The following is a 26030-nucleotide window of genomic DNA, read 5'->3' on the forward strand; positions in this document are numbered from 1 at the left end:
GGATTATTTTTCAAACTGGTAGAATAGCCCTACTAAGGTGGTTCTTTAAATTCAGAAAGGTAAAGAGGCTGAGACAGAAGTGTTTTTGAATGAAAATCCGAACGATTGTAGGCGGTGTGGAAATGCACCGCTACTAAAATATCCTTCGCTCTGTTAGCGAATTGTTCGGATTTTGCTCTAAACACTTATTTTCTGTCCCAGCCTCTACACTTCATAATTTAAAAAGCAAATTTGTTTCATTAACTCGCTTTTCGTGCCGCTGATCGGGCAACATTAAAATGATTTTCAAAGTAATCATTTGTCTCCCTTACTACGACTCGACTTAAGAGAATAAGAGCAATCAAGTTTGGAATCATCATTAAGGCGTTTGCCATGTCTGCAAAAGCCCAGATCGTCGTCAAGTTTGCTACAGCACCAATTCCACATGCTGCGATATACACCGTACGATAACCGGAAATGCCTTTACGTCCTGCTAAATATTCAAAGCATTTTTCACCATACACATACCAACCAACGATCGTAGAAAAGCCAAAGAAAATGACTGAAAAAGCTACAATGTATTCACCGATTGATCCTAAAACTGAGGCAAATGCGGCACTCGTTAACGCTCCCCCATCCAGTCCAGCTTCATGAGTTACACCAGAAAGCTGACCACCGGTCGGATCCCAGAAACCTGTAATCACGAGCACCAAGCCAGTCATTGTACAAACAATGATCGTTACGATAAACGTTCCAGTCATAGCTACCAATGCTTGCTTAACTGGATGATCAGTCTTGGCGTTACCAGCAATCAATGCGGCTGTACCTAGACCAGCCTCGTTTGAGAAAATTCCACGGGCCACACCGTTACGAATGGCTTCAGCCACAACCACCCCTACAAATCCACCAGTAGCCGCAACCGGGTTAAAGGCGTAATAGAAGATGGTCTGAAAAGCAGGTATGATCTGATCGAAGTTTATTATTAAAATGAGCAACGAACCGAAAATATAGAAGACAGCCATTATCGGCACGAAAAAACCGGCAACGGCACTAATACGTTGCAAGCCGCCAAAGATGATCAGTGCGGCGAGCCCTGATAGAACGATAGCGGTAACGATATTACTTACGCCAAAGGACGTTTCCATTACCCCAGCAATGGTGTTCGATTGGACACTGTTTCCAATCCCAAGAGCTGCAAACGCTCCGAACACGGCAAACGCAATCGCTAGCCATTTAAACTTTCGACCAAGACCGCGCTCCACATAATACATCGGGCCACTTGAATATTCACCACTTTCATTTTTTACACGGTATTTCATAGCGAGAAGTGCTTCCGCGTACTTTGTAGCCATACCTAGTAGACCGACAATCCACATCCAAAAGATTGCACCCGGTCCACCCAATGTGATCGCGGTTGCCACACCGGCAATGTTTCCGTTTCCGATTGTTCCGGCAAGGGCTGTCATGAGTGCCTTAAAATTACTCACGTCCCCTTCATCTTTTGAACTACTCTTTCCTTCCTTCGTAAATGCCAGCTTGAATGCATATAAAAGGCGTCTGAATTGGAGCCCTCTTAACATCACTGTTAGTAGTAAACCTGTTCCGAATAATAGAATCAAACTTGGCGTTCCCCATAGGACGCTATTGATTCTGTCTAAAATAGCAAGAATGTCCACGATTATGCCCCCTCTTGATGACAGCGCTTTCAGAAGTACAGGGTTATTCTATCATCTGTTTTCTACTCTGTTTTTGTTCAAACACTAAAATATCATACTATATTTTTGGGTAAATAAACAAATGTCGACAGAATTCGAAATTGCAAAATAAAACAGACTATACCTAGTATCCGTGTGACAGGCTCAGCTTCACGCCATTGCTCCCTTCTCACGGTGGTGCTACCCTAACAAAATGTAGCTCGAATTTAGTAAACTTATATCTTCCATTCATTCACCCTTGTTTCTATTACCCAATAAAGAATAAAATAGAATGAGATAATCACGTACTTTTCTAGAGGAGTTTTATCATGAACACCAGCACACAACCAAACCCCTTTAAAGGGTTCTTCGGCAACTTGGAAAATTTAGTAGATAAGATAAGTGACGTTCTTGAATGTCCCGTAACCATTGAGGACGCCACACACCGCTTATTAGCATACAGTTCTCATGATGAAGGGACGGATGCGGCACGCATTGCTACCATTATGAGACGGCGCGTACCTGAACGAGTCGTGAGTAGCCTTTGGAAAGACGGTACAATGCAACGGTTGCAACAAAGTGAAGCGCCGATTAGAATCGCTCAAATTCAAGAGGTAGGTCTCGGTGATCGCATTGCGATGACGATCCGTTCTAAAACCGACATCCTCGGCTATATCTGGGTCCTTGAAGTGGAGAACTCGTTAAATGATGAGCATATGGAACTCCTTTCTCATGCAGCCCAAGCAGCAAAGAATCAGCTTGTCCAACTCCACGGCCGTAAAAAGAAGCGTGAAAAAGGGCATCAAGAGTTTTTCTGGCAACTGTTAACCGGTCATATTAAAGAGCATAGAGAGATTGCTGAGTCTCTGGACGAGTTCAATATCAAGGCAACCTTGCCGATTACGGTGTTTGTGTTTCAATTTCCGAACGAAATTAATCAAAAAACCGAGCGAAATATCTCTTATTTGATTACAACAACACAAAAAATCAACGTTCCTCTTTATGCGATTGATGGAAACGAGCTCATTTTATTAGGCTCACCTTCCCTTTTAACAAAAAGGGCACTTGAACCAGAATCGATCATTGAAGAATTCATCACCCAGATGGCTCAAAGGTTTAAAATTGAAGGTTTAATTGGGGCAAGCGGGAACGTCTATGATGATTTTACGCAAATAGAAACAAGCTACCAAGAAGCTCTTACCGTCTTAAAATTGAAGCATCAATTTTCAGACGAGTTAGGCCATACCAATACGTATAACCATCTCGGCATTTACAGATATATAGATGTGCTTGCTGAAAAAAATAGTAAGGATCGATATGAGAATACATCTCTTAATAAACTGAAAGAATACGATCGCATGCATAATACTCAGCTAAAAGAGACGCTCAATGTATTTTTAGTTAAAGACAGTCACGTCAACGAGGCAGCAAAAGCCTTGAACGTTCACAGCAATACCCTTAATTACCGATTAAAACGGATTGCCGAAGTTGGTGACATCAACTTAAGAGACCCAAACGAAAAAATGACCCTTTATCTAGATTTAAAACTAGATACATTAAAACAAAACGGCCTTTTGTGATTTTACACAAAAGGCCGTTTTGTTTTTCTCTTTTCTCACCAAAGCAATGTCCATGGATCGTGATTTATACTCACCTTAACAGCAAGTTACCTATTGAAGGAGGCATTACTTATGATTATCGGAGTACCTAGAGAGATTAAAAACAATGAAAACCGTGTTGCCCTCACACCAGCAGGCGTCATCACGTTACGTAAAGCCGGACATACAGTATTAATTGAAACCGCAGCAGGAATTGGAAGCGGTTTCGAAGATATGGATTACTTGGATGCAGGAGCAGAAATCGTTTCAACAGCAAAAGAAGCATGGGCTGCAGAAATGGTCATGAAAGTAAAAGAGCCTCTTCCAGAGGAATATGATTATTTTTACAAAGGATTAATTCTTTTCACCTACTTACACCTTGCAGCAGAGCCCTCTCTTGCAAAGGCACTCACTGAAAAAGGCGTGACTTCCATCGCTTATGAAACAGTGGAAATGAATCGTACACTACCTCTTCTAACACCAATGAGTGAAGTAGCGGGACGCATGTCCACTCAAATCGGAGCACAATTCCTTCAGAAATCTAATGGAGGAAAAGGTGTCCTTCTTGCAGGTGTGCCAGGTGTACAACGAGGAAATGTCACGATTATCGGTGGTGGAGTCGTTGGAACGAATGCGGCGAAAATCGCTATGGGTCTAGGAGCAAATGTCACGATTATTGACCTTAGTCCTGAGCGCCTTCGTGAACTTGACGACATCTTCGGTAACGACATTCAAACGCTCATGAGTAACCCACTAAACATCGCACAAGCTGTCGCCAAGTCAGACCTTGTCATTGGTGCTGTCCTTATCCCAGGGGCGAAAGCGCCAAAGCTTGTAACAGAAGAAATGATCAAACAAATGTCACCAGGGTCTGTTATTGTTGACGTTGCTATTGACCAAGGTGGTATTTTCGAAACGGTTGATCGCATAACAACTCATGATAATCCTACTTACGAAAAGCATGGTGTCGTTCACTACGCAGTAGCCAATATGCCAGGTGCTGTTCCAAGAACGTCCACTATTGCCTTAACAAATGTAACGGTACCATACGCCGTTCAAATTGCTTCAAAAGGCGTTACCCAAGCCATTGCCGATAATGTTAACCTGAAAAAAGGTCTAAATACAGCTGCAGGCCATATCACTTACGAAATTGTTGCCCGCGACCTCGGATACGACTATGTACCAGCTGAAGATGCATTAGCTCAGACATTAACTACTGTATAATCATTACGTAAGGCCTTTCTCGAAATCTTCGAGAGGCCTTTTTATGTCTGTGGCTCTTAGCCATTCCCCTTAGCAAGTGACTTTTCTACAGCTTTCGTAATTACCTTTATCGCATCAGGAATTGCCTCCCATTGAAATGTCATCTGTGGATGGTGAAGGCCTGGTGTCAAATCACATCCAATTCCGAGCATGGTTGCCCTAAGCCCCGGCTTTTTGATCGTATAAAAATGAAAATCGTCACCTCCTGTGGTGATCCTAACTGGACAAAGAGTCTCTTCCCCTTTTACCTCTAGAATTGCGTCTCTCATGGTGTCTGTTGCTTCATCATTTAAAACAGCCGCCGCCATATTTGCGACTACTTCTGTTTTGATTCCAATCTTATGGTACGTTTTATAAAAAGAAATCACACGCTCCAACTGGGCAGTCATTTCCTCCATTAATTCATTCGTTTGGGCACGAACATCGACTGTAAACGTGGCGCGTCCCGGAATAATATTCGCACTTTCCCCTCCTGCATGAAATGCCGTTACTTTCATTGAATGAGGGATAAGGGGATCAAAATGCATGTTGTTGATTGCTTGAACGAGCTCAGCTCCCACTTGAATTGCGTTTGTATTAAGGTGAGGTCGAGCACCGTGAGCATCATCACCTTCTATGACACCTCGTACATGACGAGTTGCTCCGTGCGAAATAGCCGGAGAAAACGTGCCTGAACGTAGCTCTTGAATCGGTCGAAGGTGCATGCCAAACAAATAATCCACATCATCAACGACACCTTCTTCAACTAACTTAAGGGCTCCTGCGCCTTTTTCTTCAGCTGGCTGGAAAATAAAACGAACCGTTCCATTTAACTCATCTTTTCTTTCCAGCAAATGAAGGAACACCCCGAGAACGATCGTCATGTGAGCATCATGACCACACGAATGATTCGCCCGGAAGTCACCATTCACTTCTTGCCATAACGCATCGATATCTGCACGGAGAGCTACAACCGGATTTCCCTCCCCTATATCGGCAACAAGACCGGTGCAATCCACAAAAGTACTCGGTGTTACACCTCGCTCTTCAAAAAACTCTCTCAAATAAGCTGTCGTATTCACTTCTTTCCAGCTCACTTCCGGATATTCATGAAGATGGTCAAATACTTCTTTTAAAACAGCTTCATATGTATTCATATCCAAACTCCTTTAAGCGTAGTGTCTCTAAATTATAAACAGGATTCGTATCCTATGAAATTGTTTTCTGTTTTTTTAGTAAATTTCATAGAAATGGCTCCAATAGCTTCGTCGAAACCTAGAAGGTTAAAGAAAGACTGCAACCAAGTGTCAGACAAATCAAAGAAGGTTGACCCGAAAGGTACTTACTTCCCTTTTGGATCAACCTCAATACAGTAAGGATAGCTCCCTAACTACACTTTTCTACATTTATTTATTAAAACTTCTCAGCGTCAAAGTTCTGGAACACATACTTGTCATAAATTGGGTACTTCTCTCTTCCAAGCAAGTGATTAATAATAATCTTATTTCGGTGTACAGCAAGGCCAAGGTTTGTAGAACCAACACCATGGGAGTGGGAGATCCCGCTTTGGACGTAGATTTGATTTGGAATACTTACACGAACTCTGTAATCTTTCTCCACTTCATAACGTCCTTTATCATCCCAAGAAATGTAGTCACTCAAATCTTTTACAAAGCTTGGAACATTCGGAGTATATCCGGTTCCTACAATCACCACGTCACTTTCGTGGGTAAAGTGAATATCTTGTTCCCACTGACGACATGAGATTTCGTAGGAATTTCCTTTTTCTTCAATACCATTCACTTCCGTCAACACTTGTAAATCAACATTGATCTCTTCATTGGAGACAGAGTTTTCGTATAGAAGGTTATAAATATCTGTAATCGTATGTGAGCTGATCCCTTTATAAAGAAGATCTTGAGTTGCAAAGATTTCATCTTTCTTTTCCTGTGGAAAACGGTAAAAATAGTTCACATAATCAGGTGAAAATTGCTCGACTGTAAGCTTTGATTCTTCCATGGAAAAGAAGCTTCTGGAACGCGTAATCCATGTTAGTTTGTAATTGTGTTCCATGCGCTCTTTTAGCAATTCACGAAAGGCTTCGGCAGCACTTTGACCGGACCCCACAACTGTCACTGACTTTGCTTCTCGGCAACGGTCTTGACGCTCAAGAAACTCGGAAGTATGGAATACATTCTCTGAAGGGAAGCCTCTAAACGCCTCTGGGAGTTGCGGAGTAGTTCCTGTACCTAACACGAGGTTTTTACAATAATAACTCTCCTGCACTTCTGTATGTATATCTTCGACGGTCACTTTGTATTGCTCATCGTGTTCAACGTATTCGAGCTCCACTACTTTCTTACCAAAACGACAGTTGTCCAATTCACTTTCAACCCATTTGCAATAGTCGTTGTACTCTCGTCTTGGAATATCAAGCCTTTGCAAAAAGTAAAACGGATACAAGCGATTTTTTTGTGCCAAATAATTAAGAAAACTATAACGATTCGTCGGATCGGCCAATGTAACCAAGTCCGCCATGAAAGGAACTTGCAACCTCGTACCTACAATCAGCATTCCAGGGTGCCAATCAAACTGGGGCTTCTGGTCAAAGAAGACTGAATTCACTTCCGGTGTGTCCTCCAAAAGGGCTGCAAGGCTTAAATTAAATGGTCCAATTCCGATTCCAACCAAATCATAAACAGTATGATCCACTTATGTTCCTCCTCTATGTGCTACTCTTTTCTATTTTAATAAACCTTTTATCCGGCAGTATAAACCGTCTTTGGTTAAATAGAAAAAAGCATTTTATGAACTTACGCTCACTTGTTCACTAATACATCTATAATAGTATCAACTCTTAAAGCGACGAGCAACTAAGGTCATCCAAACATAAGCTCTATTCTTACCGAATTTTTGAAAACTAAAGAGGATCAGTACAAAACACCTCCCCCTCAAGGTTTACGTTATATATGGTTTCCAACCCTATTTCCGCTAGTCGTTGATGCCCGTAGAATGTTGGGTGGATGTCAAAAGGTAGTACATAATCCTTTGGAGAGAATTGAAATGCATCAAAAGCATCAACGAGATAAACCCCAGCATGACGACACTCCTCCACCATTTCTTTCAGTGTGCTATTTACATTTGGCAAAACATGCAATGCGACAGGATATAGGGGATCATTATCTTGAAACGGATTGTAGAAATTATACAAGAGAACAGGTGCATCTGTTAACAATCTGATCTCTCTTAGTGTTTCTTCAAGCTGGTCGTATAGATTACTCCGTTCAATTTCTTCGTACAAGTATTCTTGGAACTTGTCTGAGTTAAAAAAAGAACGAACAAATGCATCGTGCAAAGCTTGTAACAAATCATTACTTCCCACTGTTACCGTTACAACCTCTGCCTCGCGAATGGATTCGCGAAACATGTGGTCTTCTTGAACTGCTTGAAGTAGATCGCCTGTCTTCCACATGGGAACACCTAGGTTTTTAACACGTTTATTTTTCATTTCGCCAATAAGTAAAGGAAAAGCACCATCAGACACTTTTGAATGATCCTCTGCTAAGTTAAATCCAAAAGGGATCGAGTCGCCTAATGCTACGAGAGTAGGTTGTTTTAACTGCGTATGCGCCATGACATGTGATGAAAACACAAGTCCGGCTAACAAGAAAAGAAGAAACACTTTAGCTATCCGTACCATATCAATCCTCCTATTCGAAGGCATTGAAAAAGTTAAAGATCGAACTTTTCAATGCCTTCCTATTTTAGGGTTTGTCTCCTTACTCTTACACTATTACCTTTATAAAAATGTGATACAAAAACAAAACAAGACAGCAGCCCTTTTTTTTCATAGAGACTGCTGTCCAGTTGAGAACTAATTTTTTTCAAATTCAAATTCAATTTTTCCCTCTTTTAAAACGAGTACCGCGTCAAACGGTTTTTTTCCTTTAAACCCTTTGATTTTGTTCGTTCTTCCTTTTTCACATAGCTGCTTTATCGCTGTTTTTGAGATTGCTTTCCCTAAAATCCGCTTGTTAAAGGTCTGTTTGCAACCAGCCTTATACTCCGAACACCCATAAAAGGTCTTTCGGTCCATCATCTTTCCTTTTTCACAAGCGGGACAAGATGCAACCGGTTCCGGCGGTCCCCATTTCCCTTGTTTTCCCCGCCCTTTTGAACTCACTTGCGACTTTGCCACCTCACTCACTTCAAGTTGGGATACTACACCTCCGGCATCTTGCACGACTTTGTGAGTAAAGGCAATCGTATTGTCAATAAAAGCCGTCTTCTTTCCTGCTCCTTGCCCTATCTTTTTAAGGTATTTTTCCCACTTTGCTGTCATAGCGGGTTTTGCAAGAAGTGTGCCTTTCACGGCTTCACAAATCGTTTTTCCTTTTTCAGTTACGGACACGATGTTCTTTGTAACCTTAATGTACTCTTGCTTAATTAACGTTTCGATGATGCTACTTCGGGTAGCCTCCGTTCCGAGCCCTTCAACCTCTTTAAGGGTCGCTCTCGCTTCTTCATCGTCGTCGATCATTTGTCCGCACGTTTTCATCAAGTTGATGAGTTGACCTTCTGTATAAGGATTGGGCGGTTTTGTTTCATCTTCCGTTACATCCACTTTCGCTTGGACGTCCATGCCAATGACCACCGGAGGCAACAGGGCATCCCCATCTTTTTTCTTCGTTTCTCCTTTAAAGAAAAGCTCTTTCCACCCACGTTCCTTCTCTACTCTCCCTTTTGTGAAAAATTCGAGGGTTTTTACATCCGTCGTAATCGTCGTTTCTTCATACACATAATCGTGATGAAACATAGCGAGTGCACTGTTCACAATTTCCATATAGACGTTCCGTTGATCTTGAGTAAGTTTGTCTATCGTTCTCCTTTGTGGAATCTTCTTAGTCGGTATAATGGCATAGTGTTCTTGTACCTTTCCATCGTCCACATATCGCTTGCTCGGACTCATAGAAGCCGGTGTAAAATCTGTTTCGGCTATGTTTTGGTAAGATGAGAAGTTAGACTTTAAGTATTGAAACTCGTTATGAGTAATGTGTTGCGTATCCGTTCTAGGGTAAGTAACAAGTTTTAACGGTTGATCATACAAACTTTGAACGATCTTCAGTACTTTCGACGGACTATACTTGTACCTTTTATTCATCGCCGTTTGGAGCGTAGAAAGAGAGTGAAGCTTTGGAGGTTTCTGCCGTTTCATTAGTTTTTTAACGTCTTTAACGAACCCGCTTTCCCGTTCAGATACCCCTTTTTCCTCAAGAAGCTTACTCACTTCTTTTTTCGTTTGATAACGACCTTTCATTTTTCCTTTGTAAGTTCCAGATTCAGCTTTAAACGTCCCTTCAATTTCAAAAAACGGTTCCGGCTTGAAGGTTTCAATTTCTTTTTGCCGTTCATAAATCAAGTTTAACGTCGGAGTCTGAACGCGCCCTACACTAAATACGTTATCCACACCTTTTTGACGAAGAAGTAAGGTGTAAAGGCGACTCGTATTAATTCCTACAAGCCAGTCCCCTACCTGTCGCGCTTGGGCTTCTTCGTACAAGTTCAAATACCCTTCACCTTGTTTCAAGTTTGCGAATCCTTTACGAACCTCGTCCACTTCAAGGCTGTTGATCCATAATCGTTTCGTAGGTTTCCCCCTTACACCGCTCATATCTATAATGCTTCTTGCAATATTTTCTCCTTCACGATCACAGTCTGTGGCCACGATGATTTCATCGGCCTCTTTCAGAAGGCGCTTGACCACATGAAACTGCTTCAACGTTCTTTTAGTAGGCTTGAACTCAAACCGTTCAGGAACAATCGGTAATGTGCCAAGGGACCATCGTTTCCACTCCCCTTTATACTCGCTGGGGTCTTTGAGTTCTACTAAATGGCCAATTCCCCATGTGAGGGTTGCTCCGGTAGGAAACAAAGAGCAAGGAGAGATCACAAGAAATCCGTCACCCTTTTTCACATTTGAAAACGCCTCTGCGTATGCCTTCGCCTGACTCGGTTTTTCAGCTAAAATCACTGGCATGGCCACAGGCCTCCTGTCTCGTCTAGTAATCTACCTAACTATAGCATCCGGAAAGACCTTGGACAATTTCTTTTTCTTTTAGTTACACCACGGAAAACGTAAAAATTGCACCTGTAAAAAGAGGTGTTTCTTCAATACGTTATTCGTGTTTCTTTCTGTTTACCTATTCCCTCTATGGCGGCGTATCATTTCACCATTCCTATTCACTCACCTCTTCATAAGAGACGCAAATACTTCATATAAAAAGTAAAAGCGTCGCCCTCAATGGAGCAACGCTTCTGCTATTATGAGCTTTCACTTGCAGCAAGCTCCGCTCGTCGTTGAACAATCTGAAGCCTCACAAAAAAGCCAATCGCGGCACATGTAAGTCCAATCGTTATGCCGACCCATAACCCGAAAGGGCCAAGAGGGGAAAATGCAGCCAGACTATAGCCTGCTGGGATTCCAATAAGCCAGTAGGATGTAAACGCCGTAATAAATGGCACCTTTACATCTTTATAGCCACGCAATACCCCTTGCAGTCCGCTTTGAGCAGCGTCAGAAAGCTGAAAGACGATGGCAATGATAATGAATTGTCCTGCCATAAGAACCACTTCACGCTCGGTCGTGTACAGATACGCAATTTGTTCCCTAAAGAAGTAAAGGAAAATCGCACCGATGCCTAAAATTCCGATTCCTCCCCACACACCTAAGCGCCCGTATTGTTTTGCCGCCTCAATGCGCTGTCCTCCGACAGAGAAGCCAACCACAATGGTTAATGCCATTGAAATGCTTAACGGAATCATAAAAATGAGTGACGTAAAGCTTAACGCAATTTGGTGAGCCGCGATCGTAACGGTCGTAAACATCATTCCCATCAACAACGTCACCACAGCAAAAATGCTTGATTCAAAGAAGATGGATAGTCCAATTGGAACCCCGATGGAGAGCTGCTCTTTCCACATTTTCCAAGAAGGTTTAAACCATTTCACAAAGATCTGATAACGTCTCAATACTGGTACTTTAAACGTCATTCCTATGCTAAAGAACAGAATAATCCAATACGTAGCAGCCGTTGCATACCCCGCCCCAATCCCACCTAAAGCAGGCAAGCCAAAGTTCCCAAAGATGAACCCATAGTTAAGGAGAACATTAAACGGTACAGCGATAATCGTAATAATCATCGTAATGCGAGTAAAGCCTTGTCCGTCAAAAAAGTTCCTTAGTACACTGGCCAAAAATAAAGGTATAATACCAAATGAAAGACCGACTAAATAATGAAACGAAATATGGGTTACTTCAGGTGTTAAGTTCATAAATATCATTACATGGTCAAGAACCACATAACCAAATGTCACAACGAGAATTGCTAGGACAATAGCTAGATAAATCGACTGAGTGACCGCTTCTGAAATCCGATCTTTTTTCCCGCTACCCATAAGTTGCGCAACAATGGTTGTCACAGCTAGGAGGATTCCATTTATGCCTGTAAACACAGGCATCCAAAGGCTCGATCCGATGGCAACACCTGCAAGATCATCCGTCCCTACACGCCCTGACATGAGGGTATCTACCAAATTCATAGCATATAAGCTAAGTTGAGTGACCATAATTGGCCATAAGATGCGCAGAAATAACTGTATTTTCTCTTTTCGTGAGTCCACATGTTCCATTTTTTCACCTGATTTTCTCTTTTGTATCTGTCTATCTTACAACATTTAATGATAGAATGGTGGAGAAGAGTTTTCCCATTTTCACGGACTTGTCGAAAAATATTTTCGGTTTCTTTTACAAATCGACGATTTTTTTCATCAACCTGACAAGCTTCACGATTCTTTTTTCAAAAAATATGTTTAACTTATAGAAAGGATTATTTTTTGACACAAATGTAAAAAAATCAATACGAATGTTTGGCAAGCCTATACTTACTCAGCCTCCCCCTTTCATCCTTACAGTGAACATGTTACACTTGCACGAACCTTCTACATTAGAAAGGAGGACTACGATATGGAAACCATTAGTGTTTTTCTAGACGATTATCGTCAAGCCCCCGAAGGCTATGTTCTCGTGGAGACGATCGATCAATGCAAAAGCTTGCTACAAGACTTTAATATTGAACACTTGTCATTAGACCATGATTTAGTAAGTAAACAGCGAAATGGACTCATGCTGGTCCAGATGATGGTAAAAGAAAGCTTGTATGCGAACAGGATTACCATCCACTCTGCAAACGCCCCTGCTGGAAAAGCGATGTACTTCTCTTTACTCCAAGCCCAAAAGGACACTCACATGCCTCAATCTGTTAACTTATCCCTCCGCCCCCTTCCATTGAAAAATTACTCTCGTATCTCCCTACAATATTATGATGACAATAAATAAAGATTTCCCTTCACGAAAAGCCTGACCGGAATTGAATAACATCCAAATGATTTGAACCAGGCTATTCACACGCCTGGTTTTTTACGTAATGATTTATCCCATAGGACTTATAACTACCTCTATTTTTGCCCTCAAAAGTTTGTTTTTCATAAATTGTTAAAGCGTTGCTTGTCTGATTCCAATAACAAGACTCCCCCTTTTTGCTTCAAAAAAAAGAAACCGACGTCCTTTAGCCGGCTTCCTCTCCGTTATTAATTTCAAGTGCGACCCGCACCCCAGAGTCAATCGCCCCCTCCATCCAAGCGTGAACGTCAGAGGCATGCTCACCGGCAAAATGAATGTGCCCTTCCGGACGTTTAATCACGGCTGGGTAACTCGCTGCTTGGTAAGGAGCATACAGTGTGAAGCAGCCTGCTGAATAAGGGTGTTCATCCCAGTTGTATGTTAGGCCTTTAATAAACGTTTCATACACTTTTTCTCCATGAATGGATGCTACGAAGTCTAGCGCTTGTTGAATGCGTTCTTCTTCAGACAATGAGACCCATAACCTGGCGTTGTTCCCCCAACTGTAAGTGGCATTTATAACGCCACCACCTGGTTGCCCAATGGCATCACTTGGATAAAAGATAAATTGATAGGGTAAATCCGTGACCAAACTTCCCCCTTCCATCCCGTCTTCTTCCCAGAACTTTTCAGAGAATTCTAAGCCTACTTTATTTGCAGGAACGTAAGGAAGCGTTTGAATGATTCGCCATTTATCCGGCTTAATTGAATGTCGTGGCACCACATCAATAAACTGAAAAGCAGTGAATGGAATCGTTGTAATCAGCAGATCCCCATCAAATGTTTTTTCTACTCCATCATTCCTCCGTGTGATAACCTGAACGGAAGAATCATTTTGAATGATACGAATCACACGCTCTCCAAAGAGGACTTCCTCCTCCACCTCATGGAATAACGCTTGTGCAAGAAGATCGTTCCCTCCTTCAATTTGAAAAAATGAGACATCACTAAATGTGGTTGAAATGATCGCTTCAAATGTATCGATAAATGACATCTCCGGGAAACCGACAACGCCCACAAGTACTTTGATCATATGAACCGCTTCTTCTGATAACGAGCCACCAAACGGGTTATCTCTTAGAAAAGCCTCCATGGAATAAGGCTCAAACTGCTCTTTAAGCCGTTGCCGTTCTTCTTCGTTTGAATTGATATATAACGTGTAAAAAGGCCTAAGTGCTTCTTCTAACAGTTCAGCCGCTGTTTTCCCCTTTTCATCTTCACTCAGCCCAAAGTTGACGAGTTCTGGATTTTCATCGTACTCATATTGCCTGACCAACCTGTTGTTTACATAGATCAAATTATTGTCGGAGCTACTTATATAAGGGATGAGTGGTAAATTGAATTTTTCGGCCAAAGCAAGTACGAGATGATGATGTTCAGGTATTCTCATGGCGCCGACTTCCCAATGATTTCCCTCTTCAAAAGGCTCCCGAACCGTAAACACCCTCCCTCCTACTCTGGTGTTACCTTCAAGAACAACCACATCATGCCCGGCATTTTTAAGTAAATAAGCCGCAGTAAGTCCTGCAAGTCCTGCACCAGCAATAATGACACGCTTAGGGTTGATTGTTTGAAGAAGACCATCTTGAAGTATCTGCAAATGCTCCTTTGATGTGGTAACCACGTCCCGAAATGAACCCAACCTACTTCACCCCTTTTAGTCTATATGTACAGACAAAGGAGAATGGATATTCTGATTAAAAAAGCTCCTTGGAAACAATTGGGTCAAATCAACTATACGAAAAAGCCGGTTCAATAGTTCGAACAGGCTTCTTGTATTGGTCACAGTTTCTTTACCACTATTATTATTTTGAATGTGGAAATTCTGATTCAGGGTGAATAATCTTGGATTGAAGGTAAATCATATCCTAATCGACCACTACCCCGTTGCTTCTTCAACGTTTACGAATCACAAAAACCTAACAAAAATCTTTGACAACGGCTAAGAAATCGTGTACATTACCCTATGTACGAACATTAATTATTTATCATAATATAAATATTCGCCTTTAGGAGTGTTAACCATGGAAAACGTATTCGATTATGAAGATATCCAACTGATCCCTGCAAAATGTGTAGTAAACAGCCGTTCAGAATGCGACACAAGCGTTACGCTTGGTAACCATACATTCAAGCTTCCGGTAGTTCCTGCAAACATGCAAACCATCATCGATGAAAACATCGCTCTCTTTTTAGCTGAAAAAGGGTATTTCTACGTGATGCACCGTTTTGAGCCTGAAGCTCGTCAAACGTTTATCAAAGACATGCACAAAAGAGGTTTGATTGCGTCTATCAGTGTTGGGGTAAAAGAAGAAGAATACGGCTTTATCGAAGAGCTTGCCGCAGAAAACACAAAGCCAGAATACATTACCATTGATATTGCACATGGCCACTCCAACGCCGTTATTAAAATGATCGAACATATTAAAAACCACCTTCCAGAAACATTCGTAATTGCCGGAAACGTAGGAACGCCTGAAGCAGTAAGAGAGCTTGAGCATGCAGGCGCCGACGCAACGAAAGTCGGGATCGGCCCCGGTAAAGTGTGCATTACGAAAATCAAAACGGGCTTCGGTACCGGTGGTTGGCAACTCGCCGCTCTTCGCTGGTGTGCAAAAGCCGCAACAAAACCGATTATTGCCGACGGTGGCATCCGTACCCATGGAGACGTGGCAAAGTCCATCCGTTTCGGTGCCTCGATGGTCATGATCGGATCTCTCTTCGCCGGACATGAAGAGTCTCCTGGTGAAACAAAGGAAGTCGAAGGCAAACTCGTAAAAGAATACTTCGGCTCCGCTTCAGAGTTCCAAAAAGGCGAAAAGAAAAATGTTGAAGGTAAGAAGATGTATGTTGAACATAAAGGCTCCCTCGCTGATACTCTTGTTGAAATGGAACAAGACCTTCAATCTGCCATCTCCTATGCAGGTGGAAACAAACTTGATACCATTCGAACAGTCGACTATGTTGTCGTAAAGAATTCAATCTTCAACGGAGACCGTGTTTATTAAACAATAGGAAAAAGACATGGAGTGAACAACCTCCATGTCTTTTTCCTTTAGAACTAAATATACCTTTGACAACGATCACAATACGCTGCAGTTTCCCCCATCTTCACTTGTTTTGAACAACGATCACATTGAACGGTTCCCCCTGTACTCGACCTTTTAAATCCGTTTTTCCTCGCCAACCCGGTTCCTAACATTTTCGTCTCTTTAAGTTCATACTTGAAGTAAACCCACAAACCGAGCCCGCATATGAGCAATATGATCAAAACGGCCATGCAGTCCACCTCCACGTAAACAAAACACCTGGTTTTTTAGTATGGTTTAAATGTACTAATCACCTTCTTTTTATACTGTTCCAGCCTTTTGACTTTTTTCAACGTAAAAAATGAACAAATCGTCAACACGATCAACAACCATTCATGCTCTTCCCCGCGATTATCTATGATTGTTCTCATCTCAACCCCTCCAACAATCAGCTTCTTAAATGTAATACGAATAGAATGGGGTGAGGTTTCAAAATTTCTCCACAGCATTTCCCATTACGCTCGCCATTTCCCTCAGTCTTATTTCCTCTCCTTACACATAGAGTAGTCGTAATGAACATTTTGGTGGGAGGGATTCCTTTGTTATCAAACGCCATCCAAAAGCTAATTGAAGAGCTTAGAAACCGCCAGTCCAACGACGGATCGTGGCGTTTTTGTTTTGAGACCGGTACGTTGACCGATGCCTATACAATCATCATGTTAAGAAACCTCGAGCAACAGGACAGCGAATGGCTCATCGAGCGACTCGTAGAACGCATTTTAACCAGGCAACAACCGGACGGCTCATGGACATTGTACCCTGACCAACAGCCTGCACACCTCTCTTCCACAGTGGAATCGTACTTTGCTCTTCTTTACTCAGGCTACACAAACCAACATGAGCCGCACATGAAACGAGCCAAACAATACATCAGAGAAAACGGCGGTCTCGCCAAAGCCGGCCCTTTTACCCGTGCCATGCTTGCCTTAAACGGTCAGATCCCCTGGCCACCCTTGTTTAACGTTCCAATCGAAGCCATCCTTCTCCCAAGGACTTCGCCAATCAATATGTACGACATCGTCGGCTACACACGAATTCACCTAGTGGCCACATTGATCGCTTCAAACAAAAAATACAGCCGGAAAACAAGCCAAACGCCAGACCTAAGCCACCTTCATACCACCCGCTCTCCAAATGAATGGGACACAAACGATACCCGCCTGATTCTAGACGCTATCAAATACGAAATAGCCAACCTTCTCGACAAACCAAAAAACATCCGAAAAACCGCATACCAAAAAGCCGAACAATATTTGCTCGACCGAATCGAACCAGACGGCCTATCATTCAGCTACATGACCTCCACCTTTTTCATGATCTACGCCCTCCTCTCACTCGGATACAAAAAAGACGACCCAACAATCCAACACGCTATTAACGGGATAAAAAACCAAGTGTGTCTCACAACAGATCACGCTCACATCGAGTTTGCCACATCGACCGTTTGGGACACTGCTCTGATCAGCCATGCCCTTCAAAAAGGAGGCGTCCCTTCATGGGATCCCCTGCTTGAAGCCTCAGGCGCTTATCTTCTCTCTCGCCAACATGTCTTGCATGGAGACTGGTCGTTCAATAATCCCTACACCGCCCCTGGAGGATGGGGGTTCTCAGACATGAATACTTTTTTACCGGACGTTGATGATACATCAGCTGCCCTCAGAGCCATAAAAAGCTACGCTCAACACAACCCCACTTATGGTCATACATGGAGTCGAGGCGTCGATTGGGTTCTTAGCATGCAAAACGATGATGGAGGCTTTGGAGCATTTGAGAAAAACACAAACAAAACACGAATCACGCTCCTTCCCTTTCCCGATGCCGGCCGCGTCCTTCTCGATCCGTCAACTGCAGATCTAACAGGAAGAGCCCTTGAGTTTTTAGCGAGCGATGCGAATCTCCTTTCACCTCATCCAACCATCGACCGAGCCATTCAGTGGCTTGAAAGACATCAAGAATCCGATGGCTCTTGGTACGGTCGCTGGGGAATTTGCTACATCTACGGCACATGGGCCGCCCTCACCGGTTTCATAGCAGCAGGTGTTTCCCCTTACCTCCTTTCAGTTACAAAGGCTGTGAAGTGGCTTGAATCCATTCAAAACGACGACGGAGGTTGGGGTGAATCATGTCAAAGTGATACAGAGAAAAAGTATGTACCTCTCGGTGCTAGCACCCTATCTCAAACAGCTTGGGCAGTCGATGCCCTTACTGCCGTTTCAGACACACAGACTTCCGCACTGCAGCGCGGTGTACACTACTTGCTCACTCATCTCGACCGTGGCGACTGGACAACGACCTACCCAACAGGAGCCGCCTTGCCAGGAGACTTCTACATTTATTATCACAGCTACAATTACATTTGGCCTCTTCTCGCTTTAAGCAACTATCGAAACAAATTCGGCATTTGAATTCATTCCCAGACAGGCACACTTGCCTACCAACTTTAATAAACTAACCGTGGAAAGGGAGGCGATCGGAATGAATAATAATCATGATCACAGCCAGAACGGTCAGATGGATCAAGCTCACATGCAGGAAGTTCAAACAATCTGTGAGCAGTATATGAATTACTTGATGCAAATGCAGATGCAAGACGGCTCAATGGTAGAAGGAATTATTAATGGAATGGACGACGAAGGGGTACACATGCTCGTTCCTGATGGAGAAAACGGCGACGACCAAATGCGCTTTTACGGAGGTGGATTCGGCGGAGGATATGGTGGAGGCTACGGCTACCCAAGACGATTCCGCCGCTTCAGACCATTCTACTTCCCGTATTGGGGAATAAGAGGATTCTTCTTCCCGTTTTTCATCTAGATCGAGGGAAGCTGTTTCGCGGACTAACTGGAACCATTTTAGAATAAGTGGATTAAAACAAAAATAAGTGGCTCTATTCTAAAATAAGTGGATCAATTACACAGTTATCTCAGACAATTAAGAAATAAGTGGATCTTCCCAATGTCGAAGGAATCGACCATGTCTGTTAAAACCGTAAAAAGCTGAGTGCGAAATGATTTCGCGCACTCAGCTTTTTTGTCTCTCCTTATGAAAAACTCTTCTCCAGCTCGTCAATCAACTCTCCTACGTGTGCCACTGCTTTTTTGACTGGTTCGTCCGTAGTCATATCCACACCAGCAAGCTGCATCAACTCAAGAGGTTTCATTGTGCCTCCCGCTTTCAATGCATCAATCCAGCGATCCACAGCGGGCTGCCCTTGTTCTTTAAACAATAGTGCCGCCGCAGTGGAAGCAGTCAATCCAGCTGAATACGTGTACGGATACAGCCCCATGTAATAATGAGGTTGACGCATCCACGTGAGGCCAGCTCCTTCATCAATCTCAACATCGTCACCCCAGAACGATTGAAGAGCCTCTTTTTTTTGCTCACAAAGGAGGGTTGCTGTAATCGGTGTGCCTTTGTCCGCAAGGGTATATACTCTACGCTGTAATTCTCCTTCGAGAATGTGCGTCACGAAGTTGTGATAATACGTACCTAGGGATTGTAAGATTACAAACCGTCGCATACGAGCATCATTGGTTTTTGCTAAGACATGTTCACTAAAGAGCATCTCATTCATTGTTGAAGGTGCCTCAACAAAATAACGGGACGGTCTTGTGTTCGAGATGCGCTGATATTTACCCGCAAGAGCAAAATGTCCGGCGTGGCCAAGCTCGTGAGCTAATGTAAATGCATTGCGCATCGCGTCATTCCACGTAATTAAAATGTATGGATGTACGCCGTATGGGCTCGAACAGAAGGCTCCAGAACGCTTCCCGATGTTATCCGCTCGGTCTACCCAACGATCATGGACTCCCTTTTTCATAATTTCCATGTATTCCGGTCCCATAACTTCCAGTGACTCAAGGACAAGCTCCCCCGCTTCTTCATAGCTCATCGGAGGTTCAAAGTCGGGGTCTAATGGTGCCTTTAAGTCCGCATAGGTCATCTTATCCAACCCAAGTACACGCTTTTTCAATTTTGCAAAACGGCGCATATGCGGTGCAAGTTCTCGTTGAATCGTATCTAGCTGACGATTGTACATGTCCAGTGAGACTTGTTGCTCGTCAAGAAGCATATCTGTAGCTGAATCATATCCTCTCAACCTCGATTCGACAACTTGCTTTTTCACTTCAGTAGCATAAGTTGCCGCATAAGTATTTTTGTATTGATTAAGAGTTTTCGTAAAAGCTGTGTAAGCGCTGCGGCGAACATCCGTATTTGGAGAACCTTCGTATTTAGGGAAAGAATTGAAAGTTAACGGATGGGTTTCCCCAGCTTCTGTTGTAAACGATCCGAATCGCATATCTGACGTGCGACTTCGCTCAAAAATCATATACGGAGCACCGTGCACTTCTCCAAATGCAGCGAGCACTTCCTCCGCGTCAGGGGACAAGGTATGAGGTTTTGATTCAAAAATATCATCTAACGTTTTTTGAAATTCTTTAAGCTTTGGTTCTGCTTCTATGTATGTGTGAACGGTCTGTGCATCTAGAGATAGAATTTCAGAGCGAATAAATGCCGTGTCTGCTCTCAGCTGGGCAAGTACCGAACCAACGCGAGCACTGTTTGCTTGGTTTTGCGGATCAGACCCGTCCCCCGATTGGCGGAGATGGGCATACGTCATCACGCGCATGGCAGTAGCTTGTACCTCGTCCCCTTCTTCCAAGCATTCAAAAAGCGTCTCTGCACTCTCTCCTACACGCCCTTTATAACGAGTCACACTCTCGATTTCTTCTTTCAGTTGAACGAGGGCTTTTTCCCATGCTTCTTCCGTCTTGAAAAGATCTTCCAAGTTCCATGTTTTTTCCACAGGAACTTCCGATCGCGTTAATGTCTCTTTTGCCGTTGTCCTCATGTTTGTTTCCCCTCTCTGTCGAAATTGTAGTACTATTTCGACTTCCGAATCTTGTAAACTATTATAAAGGAAGTTCATGATTTACGCAAAAAGGCTCCGGTTCGGTCCGGAGCCTTTTTTAAGGCGTGGGGTGAGGCGGTGGGGGGCTAAACCGTTAATAAAGCGAGGGAAGCCGTGAATTGTGAGCGGCTTCCCGTAAATGAAGACACTCATCCCGTTAATTCTCGGTACGAACCCGGGAATCCCTTTATCAAAGCCGCGAATCCCCTCACTTAGAACTGGCTATCTGCTAAAAGATGAGCTAAACCGTTGATAGAGTAGGGGTAGCCGCGAAATGTGAGCGACTACCCGTAAATTATACTACCCAACCCGTTAATTCCCCGGACGATGCCGTTAATCCACCAACAAAACCAGTGAATCACCCTATGAAACTCCCAACCTCTCCCACGCCACCTCTCTTATACTAAGCAAGATCTCTCCTTCGATACCCAATAAATCCACCCACACTGAGCACCAAAGCCACCATAAACAGGATCACCAATGCAAAAACATTCATATCTTCAACCGGTACTTGCGGGACATGACCAAATGGGGAAAGTTGACCGAGCCATTCAGGTAATTGAAGAATGGCGCCAAGATAGACGACGAAAAAGGAATATCCAAGATAGCCCCAAACCACCCCGGTCCATTTCGGAAATAGACCGATAAAAAAGGCGCCTAGACCGATCAAGATGAAGATCGCCGGAACATAGACAACCAAGGCATCGAAGAGAACAGAAAAGGCGAGCGGTTCTTCCATCACGCCTGCTGCCGCAGACCACAATCCAACGAGGGCCAAAAACGGCATGATCACGCCTGAAAGGATGGCCAATGTAAAATAACTGCTCATCAAACGATTCCGAGAAACAACTCTCGTTAACAAGTGATCCAACCGCTGTTTCTTTTCTTCTCCTTTCAATTTCAGCATCATCATTAGAGGCGGAATGGTACAAATCATGGAGATGACCGCCATCAGCATCGTCAAATACTGCTCCGTCATGGAAATGTCCGAATCAGGTGCAAGCATCTCTCTCATCATCTCGTTGTTTTCAAAAAACGACTCCAAATCTCCTAAAACAGAACCGTACGTGGCTCCGAGGACAAACATTCCGATAGCCCAGGAAATGAATGCCGTCCGTTGAAGACGAAAAGCCAATCCAAAAGGGCTTGTAAGAAACGGCGATGCCTGTTTTTTACCCGCTCTAGATGGGAGCAAGCCTGCACCTAAATCCCTTCTCACGTTCAAGTACAACGCAAAGCCAATTACGATGATAGCAGCCCCAACGGTTAACCCGATTGGCCACCAAACGTTTGTCACATACACTTCCGTACGTAGAATCCATCCAAGGGGCGATATCATCGCTACTGCTTCACTGCTCACGTCTCCAACCGCCCTTAGCAAATAGGCTACACCAAGAAAGGCAAATGAAAGTCCAACCGTTCCTCTTCCGTTCTCTGATAGTTGGGAAAAAAAAGCAGTTACTGCGGCAAAAAACAACCCGATCGCTCCTAATGAGAAGCCGTAGAGTAGAGATCCATTCAAATCCATGGATTCAATGCCCATCACCGATAACCCAAAGCCGGTGACTAGAGACAACACGACATTCGCGCCAAACAAAACGATTAATGTGGCAGCGAGAGTGGAAAGCCTGCCTGTAGGAAGAGATCGGACAAGTTCGATTCGCCCTTCTTCTTCATCTGTTCTCGTATGACGAGTCACAAGTAGGATACTCATAATGGCGACTGCAATTGCTGTAAACAACAGCATCTGGTGAGCCATCATTGCCCCTTCGTGATAGTTGTCAATGCCATACCCCGGTCCCATCATCGCAGTCATAGCCGGATTCATCATCGTCTCGGCGATTGCTTGACGCTCTTCATCTGATTGATACAATCCCGTGAAGGAGGAAGCGGTCAAAAACGATACAAAAGCAATCGAGAGGATCCATACGGATAGCCGCACGCGGTCTCGGCGAACAATAAATCGGGATAGCCTTCCTGTCTGACTAAACAACTGACCCAACATCACCCTTCAGCCCCTTCATAATGGCGCATAAACAGATCTTCAAGTGTAGGCGGAGCGCTTTCCAATTTCACAATTCCCTTTTCACTTACGAGCTTCATAACACGATCAAGTTCTTCAGTATCTACATGAAAGACAAGTTCTCCGTCTTTTTCCTCTACATCATGGACCCCTTTTACTCCGTTCAATGTAAGAGGCTCTTTTGTTTTAACTGTAAGAATCGTCCTAGTGAGATGTCGAAGCTCATCAAGCGTACCTGCTTCAATAATTTCTCCTTCGCGAATGATGGCCACCCGGTCACATAACCGCTCCACTTCTGAAAGGATATGACTCGATAAAAGGACGCTCTTCCCTTGTGCTTTCGCCTCCAGTACGCACTCTTGAAACACGCGTTCCATGAGAGGATCAAGACCCGATGTCGGTTCGTCAAGAATGTAAAGATCAGAATCACTTGAAAAAGCAGCCACCAACGCAACCTTTTGTCTATTCCCTTTTGAATACGTTCGGCATTTTTTTGAAGGGTCTAGTTTGAACCGCTCAATGAGCTCTTCCCGCCGACTAATAGAGGGGTTCACACCACGTAATTTCAAAAGCAAGTCAATGACTTCGCCTCCCGTCAAATTTGGCCACAAGTTCACGTCCCCCGGAACATATGCGATGTGCTTATGAATCTCCACCGCCTCTTTCCAAACATCTTTTCCAAAGATGGTCGCTTCCCCACCGGATGCTTGAAGGATCCCTAGTAAAATTCGAATCGTAGTCGATTTCCCAGCACCGTTTGGACCGATGAAACCATACACTTCTCCTTTATTCACTTCCATCGTTACGCCTTTTAATGCGTTGAATGTACCAAACCGCTTTGTTACGTCTTTTACTTGCAGAATGCTCATTAGTCGCCTCTCCTTTTATAGTGCTGTCTATTTATCTGTCCGGGGCAACACGCACACTTACGTAATAAACCGTCTTGCCCTTTTAAAAAGTTATGAAATATTTAAACTTATATAGTTCATAATATATAAAAACCAATCTCCTGACAATACTTTATGAACTATTTTGTTTGTTTTATTACAAAACTTTGATTACAATAAGCTTGAGGTGAACCATATGGACGGATTTCAACAGCGAAGAGAACAGAAGAAACGAGCCATTCTAGAGGCAGCCACTGCCCTCTTCATGAAATACGGCATTCAAAAAGTGTCTGTTGCGGAGATTGCTAAAAAAGCCACAGTCTCTCAAGTAACCATTTATAATTATTTTGACAATAAGCATACGCTTGTTCACGAATCGTTTCTTTATTATGTAGATCAAGCTTCCAATCAATTTGAACGGATCGTAGAGAGCGATATGGCCTTTCCTGATAAAATAAAGCAAATCATTTTTAATAAGAAAGAAACGAGTCAGATTCACGAAGAGTTTTATCATTACCTTATGAAAGAGTACACGGCCGAAGAGACAAACTATATCGAAAAAATCTATGTTGAAAAAGCCGTTCCATATTTTACGAAGCTACTTGAGGAAGGAAAAGAACTTGGCTACATCGATCCCAATTTATCTCAGGAAGCGATACTCTTTTACATTAAAATGTTTAAAGATACGTTGCAGCAAGAAGAGGTATACAAACGGATTCTTCCATTAACAGAAGACATTACAAACATTTTCTTTTATGGTTTGTTTGGGAAACCAACCAAATAAACCTAGTAAAGGCATGAAGAGCAACCTTCATGCCTTTACATTTCCTTTCATCGTTAAATATGAAGGATATTAATATCGTTACTAGACCAATAAGGTTCAGTATGAACATCAATACATAGTAAAGGGAGTCATCCCCCTCTAATAAATAGGTGAAATATATGCTGGAGTTAATAAGTAAAATGAATAAGAGAAATCCATAGGTTGCTTTTGTGATGTGTTCCCCCACCCTTACAAGATTTCTTACTCTATTACTCGTATAACAATCCTTCTTATCTTAATTTGATTCTGGCAATACCAGGACCATCAAATCTTCATCGTAATAGTCGCCGTCTACAAGCATGGCTCTTTTGTCGACGCCATAAGTCTTAAATCCAAGCTTTGTGTATAGTTCTTTAGCCGGCCGGTTAGTAGACGCGACCGCCAAATAAATCTGCTTCATCTCTTGAAGCTCTGTTCCTTTTTTTATTGCCTGTTTGACGAGTTTCTCCCCAATGCCCAAGCCTCGGTGTTCAAGCGCCACATACATAGCAACAATTGTTCCTCTGTGTTGCAGCTTCCTTTTTGTTTCTTGTATTAAAGTAACAGTCCCAACTAATTTTTCGTTCACAAAGGCACCAAACGTAAAGATGTTTTCTTTTGAAAGTCTTTCTTTCGTAATGTCAAACGAATACTCTTTTTCTTCTTCATAGCTGGCACTAAACGCCTCTGGTACTTTTTCCAGAGCCTCTAACCTTAGCCTGCGATAAATGGAGGCGTCAAACTCGTCTAATTGTCTGATCATCATTTCGTATTCCTTTCTCTTTCACGATTTTCTTTTTCTAATTAAAATTACATACAACCTAACATTAATATTACAATATTCGGTCAAATGATAATATTCCTACTTATTGTATTATAAAGCTGGTAAAATAGCATACACACACTGTGTCTTATGTGATGTACTACCAAACCTTGACATACCCATTCGCCCTTCTGGGTATACTACTATAAACTATGGTTAAAGGAGCAGATGTCCAATGGACATTACCCCGGTTAACGCGCGAAAAAAGCGAACAACGAAACTGGAAGCCAATGATATTAAGCAGGCTGCAGTAAAAATAAACAAGAGTTTGCAAAACGTTTTTTCAGACTTACAGGCACTCAAAGACCATTTGGATCTAATTGAAAAAAAATATACTAAGTAACATCTATCGCCTATTCTTTTCCTAGACGTTTTAATCCATCTGTTATTTTCTTCCATTCTTGAAGAAGCTGACTGTATTGTTTTTCCCTGTCTTCTTTCACTTGACTTAACAAGCACGTCCCATTTGATTGTGTTTGCTTTACTCTACCTTTTACACAGACGTCCTTCATACCAATCTCTC

At 42.9% G+C, this 26030-nt stretch carries 22 protein-coding genes; 8 read left to right on the top strand and 14 right to left on the bottom strand.

All coding sequences use genetic code 11. From position 1 onward, the window contains the following. Nucleotides 1-239: 239 nt before the first annotated feature. Nucleotides 240-1655: an alanine/glycine:cation symporter family protein gene (locus tag G476_RS0111470; RefSeq protein ID WP_026690234.1), complete on the bottom strand. Its 1416-nt coding sequence runs from the start codon at nt 1653-1655 to the stop codon at nt 240-242. A gap of 347 nt (nt 1656-2002) precedes the next feature. Here G476_RS0111470 and G476_RS0111475 point away from each other — a divergent pair, with 347 nt between their 5' ends. Both G476_RS0111475 and ald read left to right on the top strand, forming a co-directional pair. Then, the gene (locus G476_RS0111475) at nt 2003-3253 is read left to right on the top strand and encodes a PucR family transcriptional regulator (RefSeq protein ID WP_035186417.1); all 1251 of its coding nucleotides are present in this window, start codon (nt 2003-2005) and stop codon (nt 3251-3253) included. Between the two features lie 111 nt (nt 3254-3364). Further along, nucleotides 3365-4495 carry an alanine dehydrogenase gene (ald, locus tag G476_RS0111480; protein WP_026690236.1) on the top strand — a complete coding sequence of 377 codons (1131 nt, stop codon included), beginning with the start codon at nt 3365-3367 and terminating at the stop codon, nt 4493-4495. 56 nt (nt 4496-4551) lie between these two features. Here ald and G476_RS0111485 read toward each other — a convergent pair whose 3' ends face one another. From G476_RS0111485 to G476_RS0111505, 5 genes are all read right to left on the bottom strand, one after another. Then, on the bottom strand, nt 4552-5670 hold the full coding sequence (locus G476_RS0111485; RefSeq protein WP_026690237.1) for a M20 peptidase aminoacylase family protein: 1119 nt from the start codon (nt 5668-5670) through the stop codon (nt 4552-4554). Between the two features lie 256 nt (nt 5671-5926). Next, nucleotides 5927-7225, bottom strand: a complete 1299-nt coding sequence (locus G476_RS0111490) for a lysine N(6)-hydroxylase/L-ornithine N(5)-oxygenase family protein (protein ID WP_026690238.1) — start codon at nt 7223-7225, stop codon at nt 5927-5929. A 208-nt stretch (nt 7226-7433) separates the two neighbouring features. Continuing rightward, nucleotides 7434-8213 carry a GDSL-type esterase/lipase family protein gene (locus tag G476_RS21830; protein WP_051314761.1) on the bottom strand — a complete coding sequence of 260 codons (780 nt, stop codon included), beginning with the start codon at nt 8211-8213 and terminating at the stop codon, nt 7434-7436. 174 nt (nt 8214-8387) lie between these two features. Then, the gene (locus G476_RS0111500; RefSeq protein WP_026690239.1) at nt 8388-10550 is read right to left on the bottom strand and encodes a type IA DNA topoisomerase; all 2163 of its coding nucleotides are present in this window, start codon (nt 10548-10550) and stop codon (nt 8388-8390) included. 284 nt (nt 10551-10834) lie between these two features. Further along, entirely contained in the window at nt 10835-12202 is a 1368-nt protein-coding gene (locus G476_RS0111505) for an MATE family efflux transporter (protein WP_026690240.1), read from the bottom strand. A 334-nt stretch (nt 12203-12536) separates the two neighbouring features. Between G476_RS0111505 and G476_RS0111515 the strand changes: the two genes are divergently transcribed. Then, nucleotides 12537-12908: a cyclic-phosphate processing receiver domain-containing protein gene (locus G476_RS0111515; RefSeq protein WP_026690241.1), complete on the top strand. Its 372-nt coding sequence runs from the start codon at nt 12537-12539 to the stop codon at nt 12906-12908. A 229-nt stretch (nt 12909-13137) separates the two neighbouring features. On the opposite strand, the gene G476_RS0111520 is transcribed toward G476_RS0111515, so the two are convergent. Then, nucleotides 13138-14613, bottom strand: coding sequence for a flavin monoamine oxidase family protein (locus tag G476_RS0111520; protein WP_051314762.1), 1476 nt, complete (start codon nt 14611-14613; stop codon nt 13138-13140). 382 nt (nt 14614-14995) lie between these two features. On the opposite strand from G476_RS0111520, the gene guaC reads away from it, so the two are divergent. Continuing rightward, complete coding sequence (gene guaC, locus G476_RS0111525) at nt 14996-15979, top strand: GMP reductase (RefSeq protein WP_026690243.1); 984 nt, start codon at nt 14996-14998, stop codon at nt 15977-15979. 53 nt (nt 15980-16032) lie between these two features. On the opposite strand, the gene G476_RS0111530 is transcribed toward guaC, so the two are convergent. Both G476_RS0111530 and G476_RS23820 read right to left on the bottom strand, forming a co-directional pair. Beyond that, nucleotides 16033-16251: a hypothetical protein gene (locus G476_RS0111530; protein WP_026690244.1), complete on the bottom strand. Its 219-nt coding sequence runs from the start codon at nt 16249-16251 to the stop codon at nt 16033-16035. A 36-nt stretch (nt 16252-16287) separates the two neighbouring features. Continuing rightward, the gene (locus tag G476_RS23820; RefSeq protein WP_169720886.1) at nt 16288-16431 is read right to left on the bottom strand and encodes a hypothetical protein; all 144 of its coding nucleotides are present in this window, start codon (nt 16429-16431) and stop codon (nt 16288-16290) included. 141 nt (nt 16432-16572) lie between these two features. On the opposite strand from G476_RS23820, the gene shc reads away from it, so the two are divergent. Further along, a complete protein-coding gene (shc, locus tag G476_RS0111540; RefSeq protein WP_051314763.1) occupies nt 16573-18465 on the top strand; it encodes a squalene--hopene cyclase in 1893 nt (630 codons plus the stop codon). Nucleotides 18466-18535: 70 nt separating this feature from the next. Continuing rightward, complete coding sequence (locus G476_RS21835; RefSeq protein WP_051314764.1) at nt 18536-18874, top strand: hypothetical protein; 339 nt, start codon at nt 18536-18538, stop codon at nt 18872-18874. Nucleotides 18875-19100: 226 nt separating this feature from the next. On the opposite strand, the gene pepF is transcribed toward G476_RS21835, so the two are convergent. The 3 genes from pepF to G476_RS0111560 form a co-directional block, all read right to left on the bottom strand. Beyond that, a complete protein-coding gene (gene pepF / locus G476_RS0111550) occupies nt 19101-20912 on the bottom strand; it encodes an oligoendopeptidase F (RefSeq protein WP_026690246.1) in 1812 nt (603 codons plus the stop codon). A gap of 463 nt (nt 20913-21375) precedes the next feature. Continuing rightward, nucleotides 21376-22977 (bottom strand): ABC transporter permease, encoded by a 1602-nt coding sequence (locus G476_RS0111555; RefSeq protein WP_026690247.1) that lies wholly within the window; start codon nt 22975-22977, stop codon nt 21376-21378. Then, a complete protein-coding gene (locus G476_RS0111560) occupies nt 22977-23864 on the bottom strand; it encodes an ABC transporter ATP-binding protein (RefSeq protein WP_026690248.1) in 888 nt (295 codons plus the stop codon). Before G476_RS0111560 ends, G476_RS0111555 begins: the two co-directional genes overlap by 1 nt. A gap of 214 nt (nt 23865-24078) precedes the next feature. On the opposite strand from G476_RS0111560, the gene G476_RS0111565 reads away from it, so the two are divergent. After that, nucleotides 24079-24666, top strand: coding sequence for a TetR/AcrR family transcriptional regulator (locus G476_RS0111565; RefSeq protein WP_026690249.1), 588 nt, complete (start codon nt 24079-24081; stop codon nt 24664-24666). Between the two features lie 274 nt (nt 24667-24940). Here G476_RS0111565 and G476_RS0111570 read toward each other — a convergent pair whose 3' ends face one another. Then, entirely contained in the window at nt 24941-25450 is a 510-nt protein-coding gene (locus tag G476_RS0111570) for a GNAT family N-acetyltransferase (protein ID WP_026690250.1), read from the bottom strand. Between the two features lie 232 nt (nt 25451-25682). Between G476_RS0111570 and G476_RS23560 the strand changes: the two genes are divergently transcribed. Beyond that, nucleotides 25683-25850, top strand: coding sequence for a hypothetical protein (locus tag G476_RS23560; RefSeq protein WP_156906556.1), 168 nt, complete (start codon nt 25683-25685; stop codon nt 25848-25850). Between the two features lie 10 nt (nt 25851-25860). Here G476_RS23560 and G476_RS23565 read toward each other — a convergent pair whose 3' ends face one another. Then, the gene (locus G476_RS23565) at nt 25861-26019 is read right to left on the bottom strand and encodes a hypothetical protein (RefSeq protein ID WP_156906557.1); all 159 of its coding nucleotides are present in this window, start codon (nt 26017-26019) and stop codon (nt 25861-25863) included. Nucleotides 26020-26030: the final 11 nt, after the last annotated feature.

The sequence above is a fragment of the Alteribacter aurantiacus DSM 18675 genome (assembly GCF_000429705.1).
Lineage (GTDB): Bacteria > Bacillota > Bacilli > Bacillales > Salisediminibacteriaceae > Alteribacter > Alteribacter aurantiacus.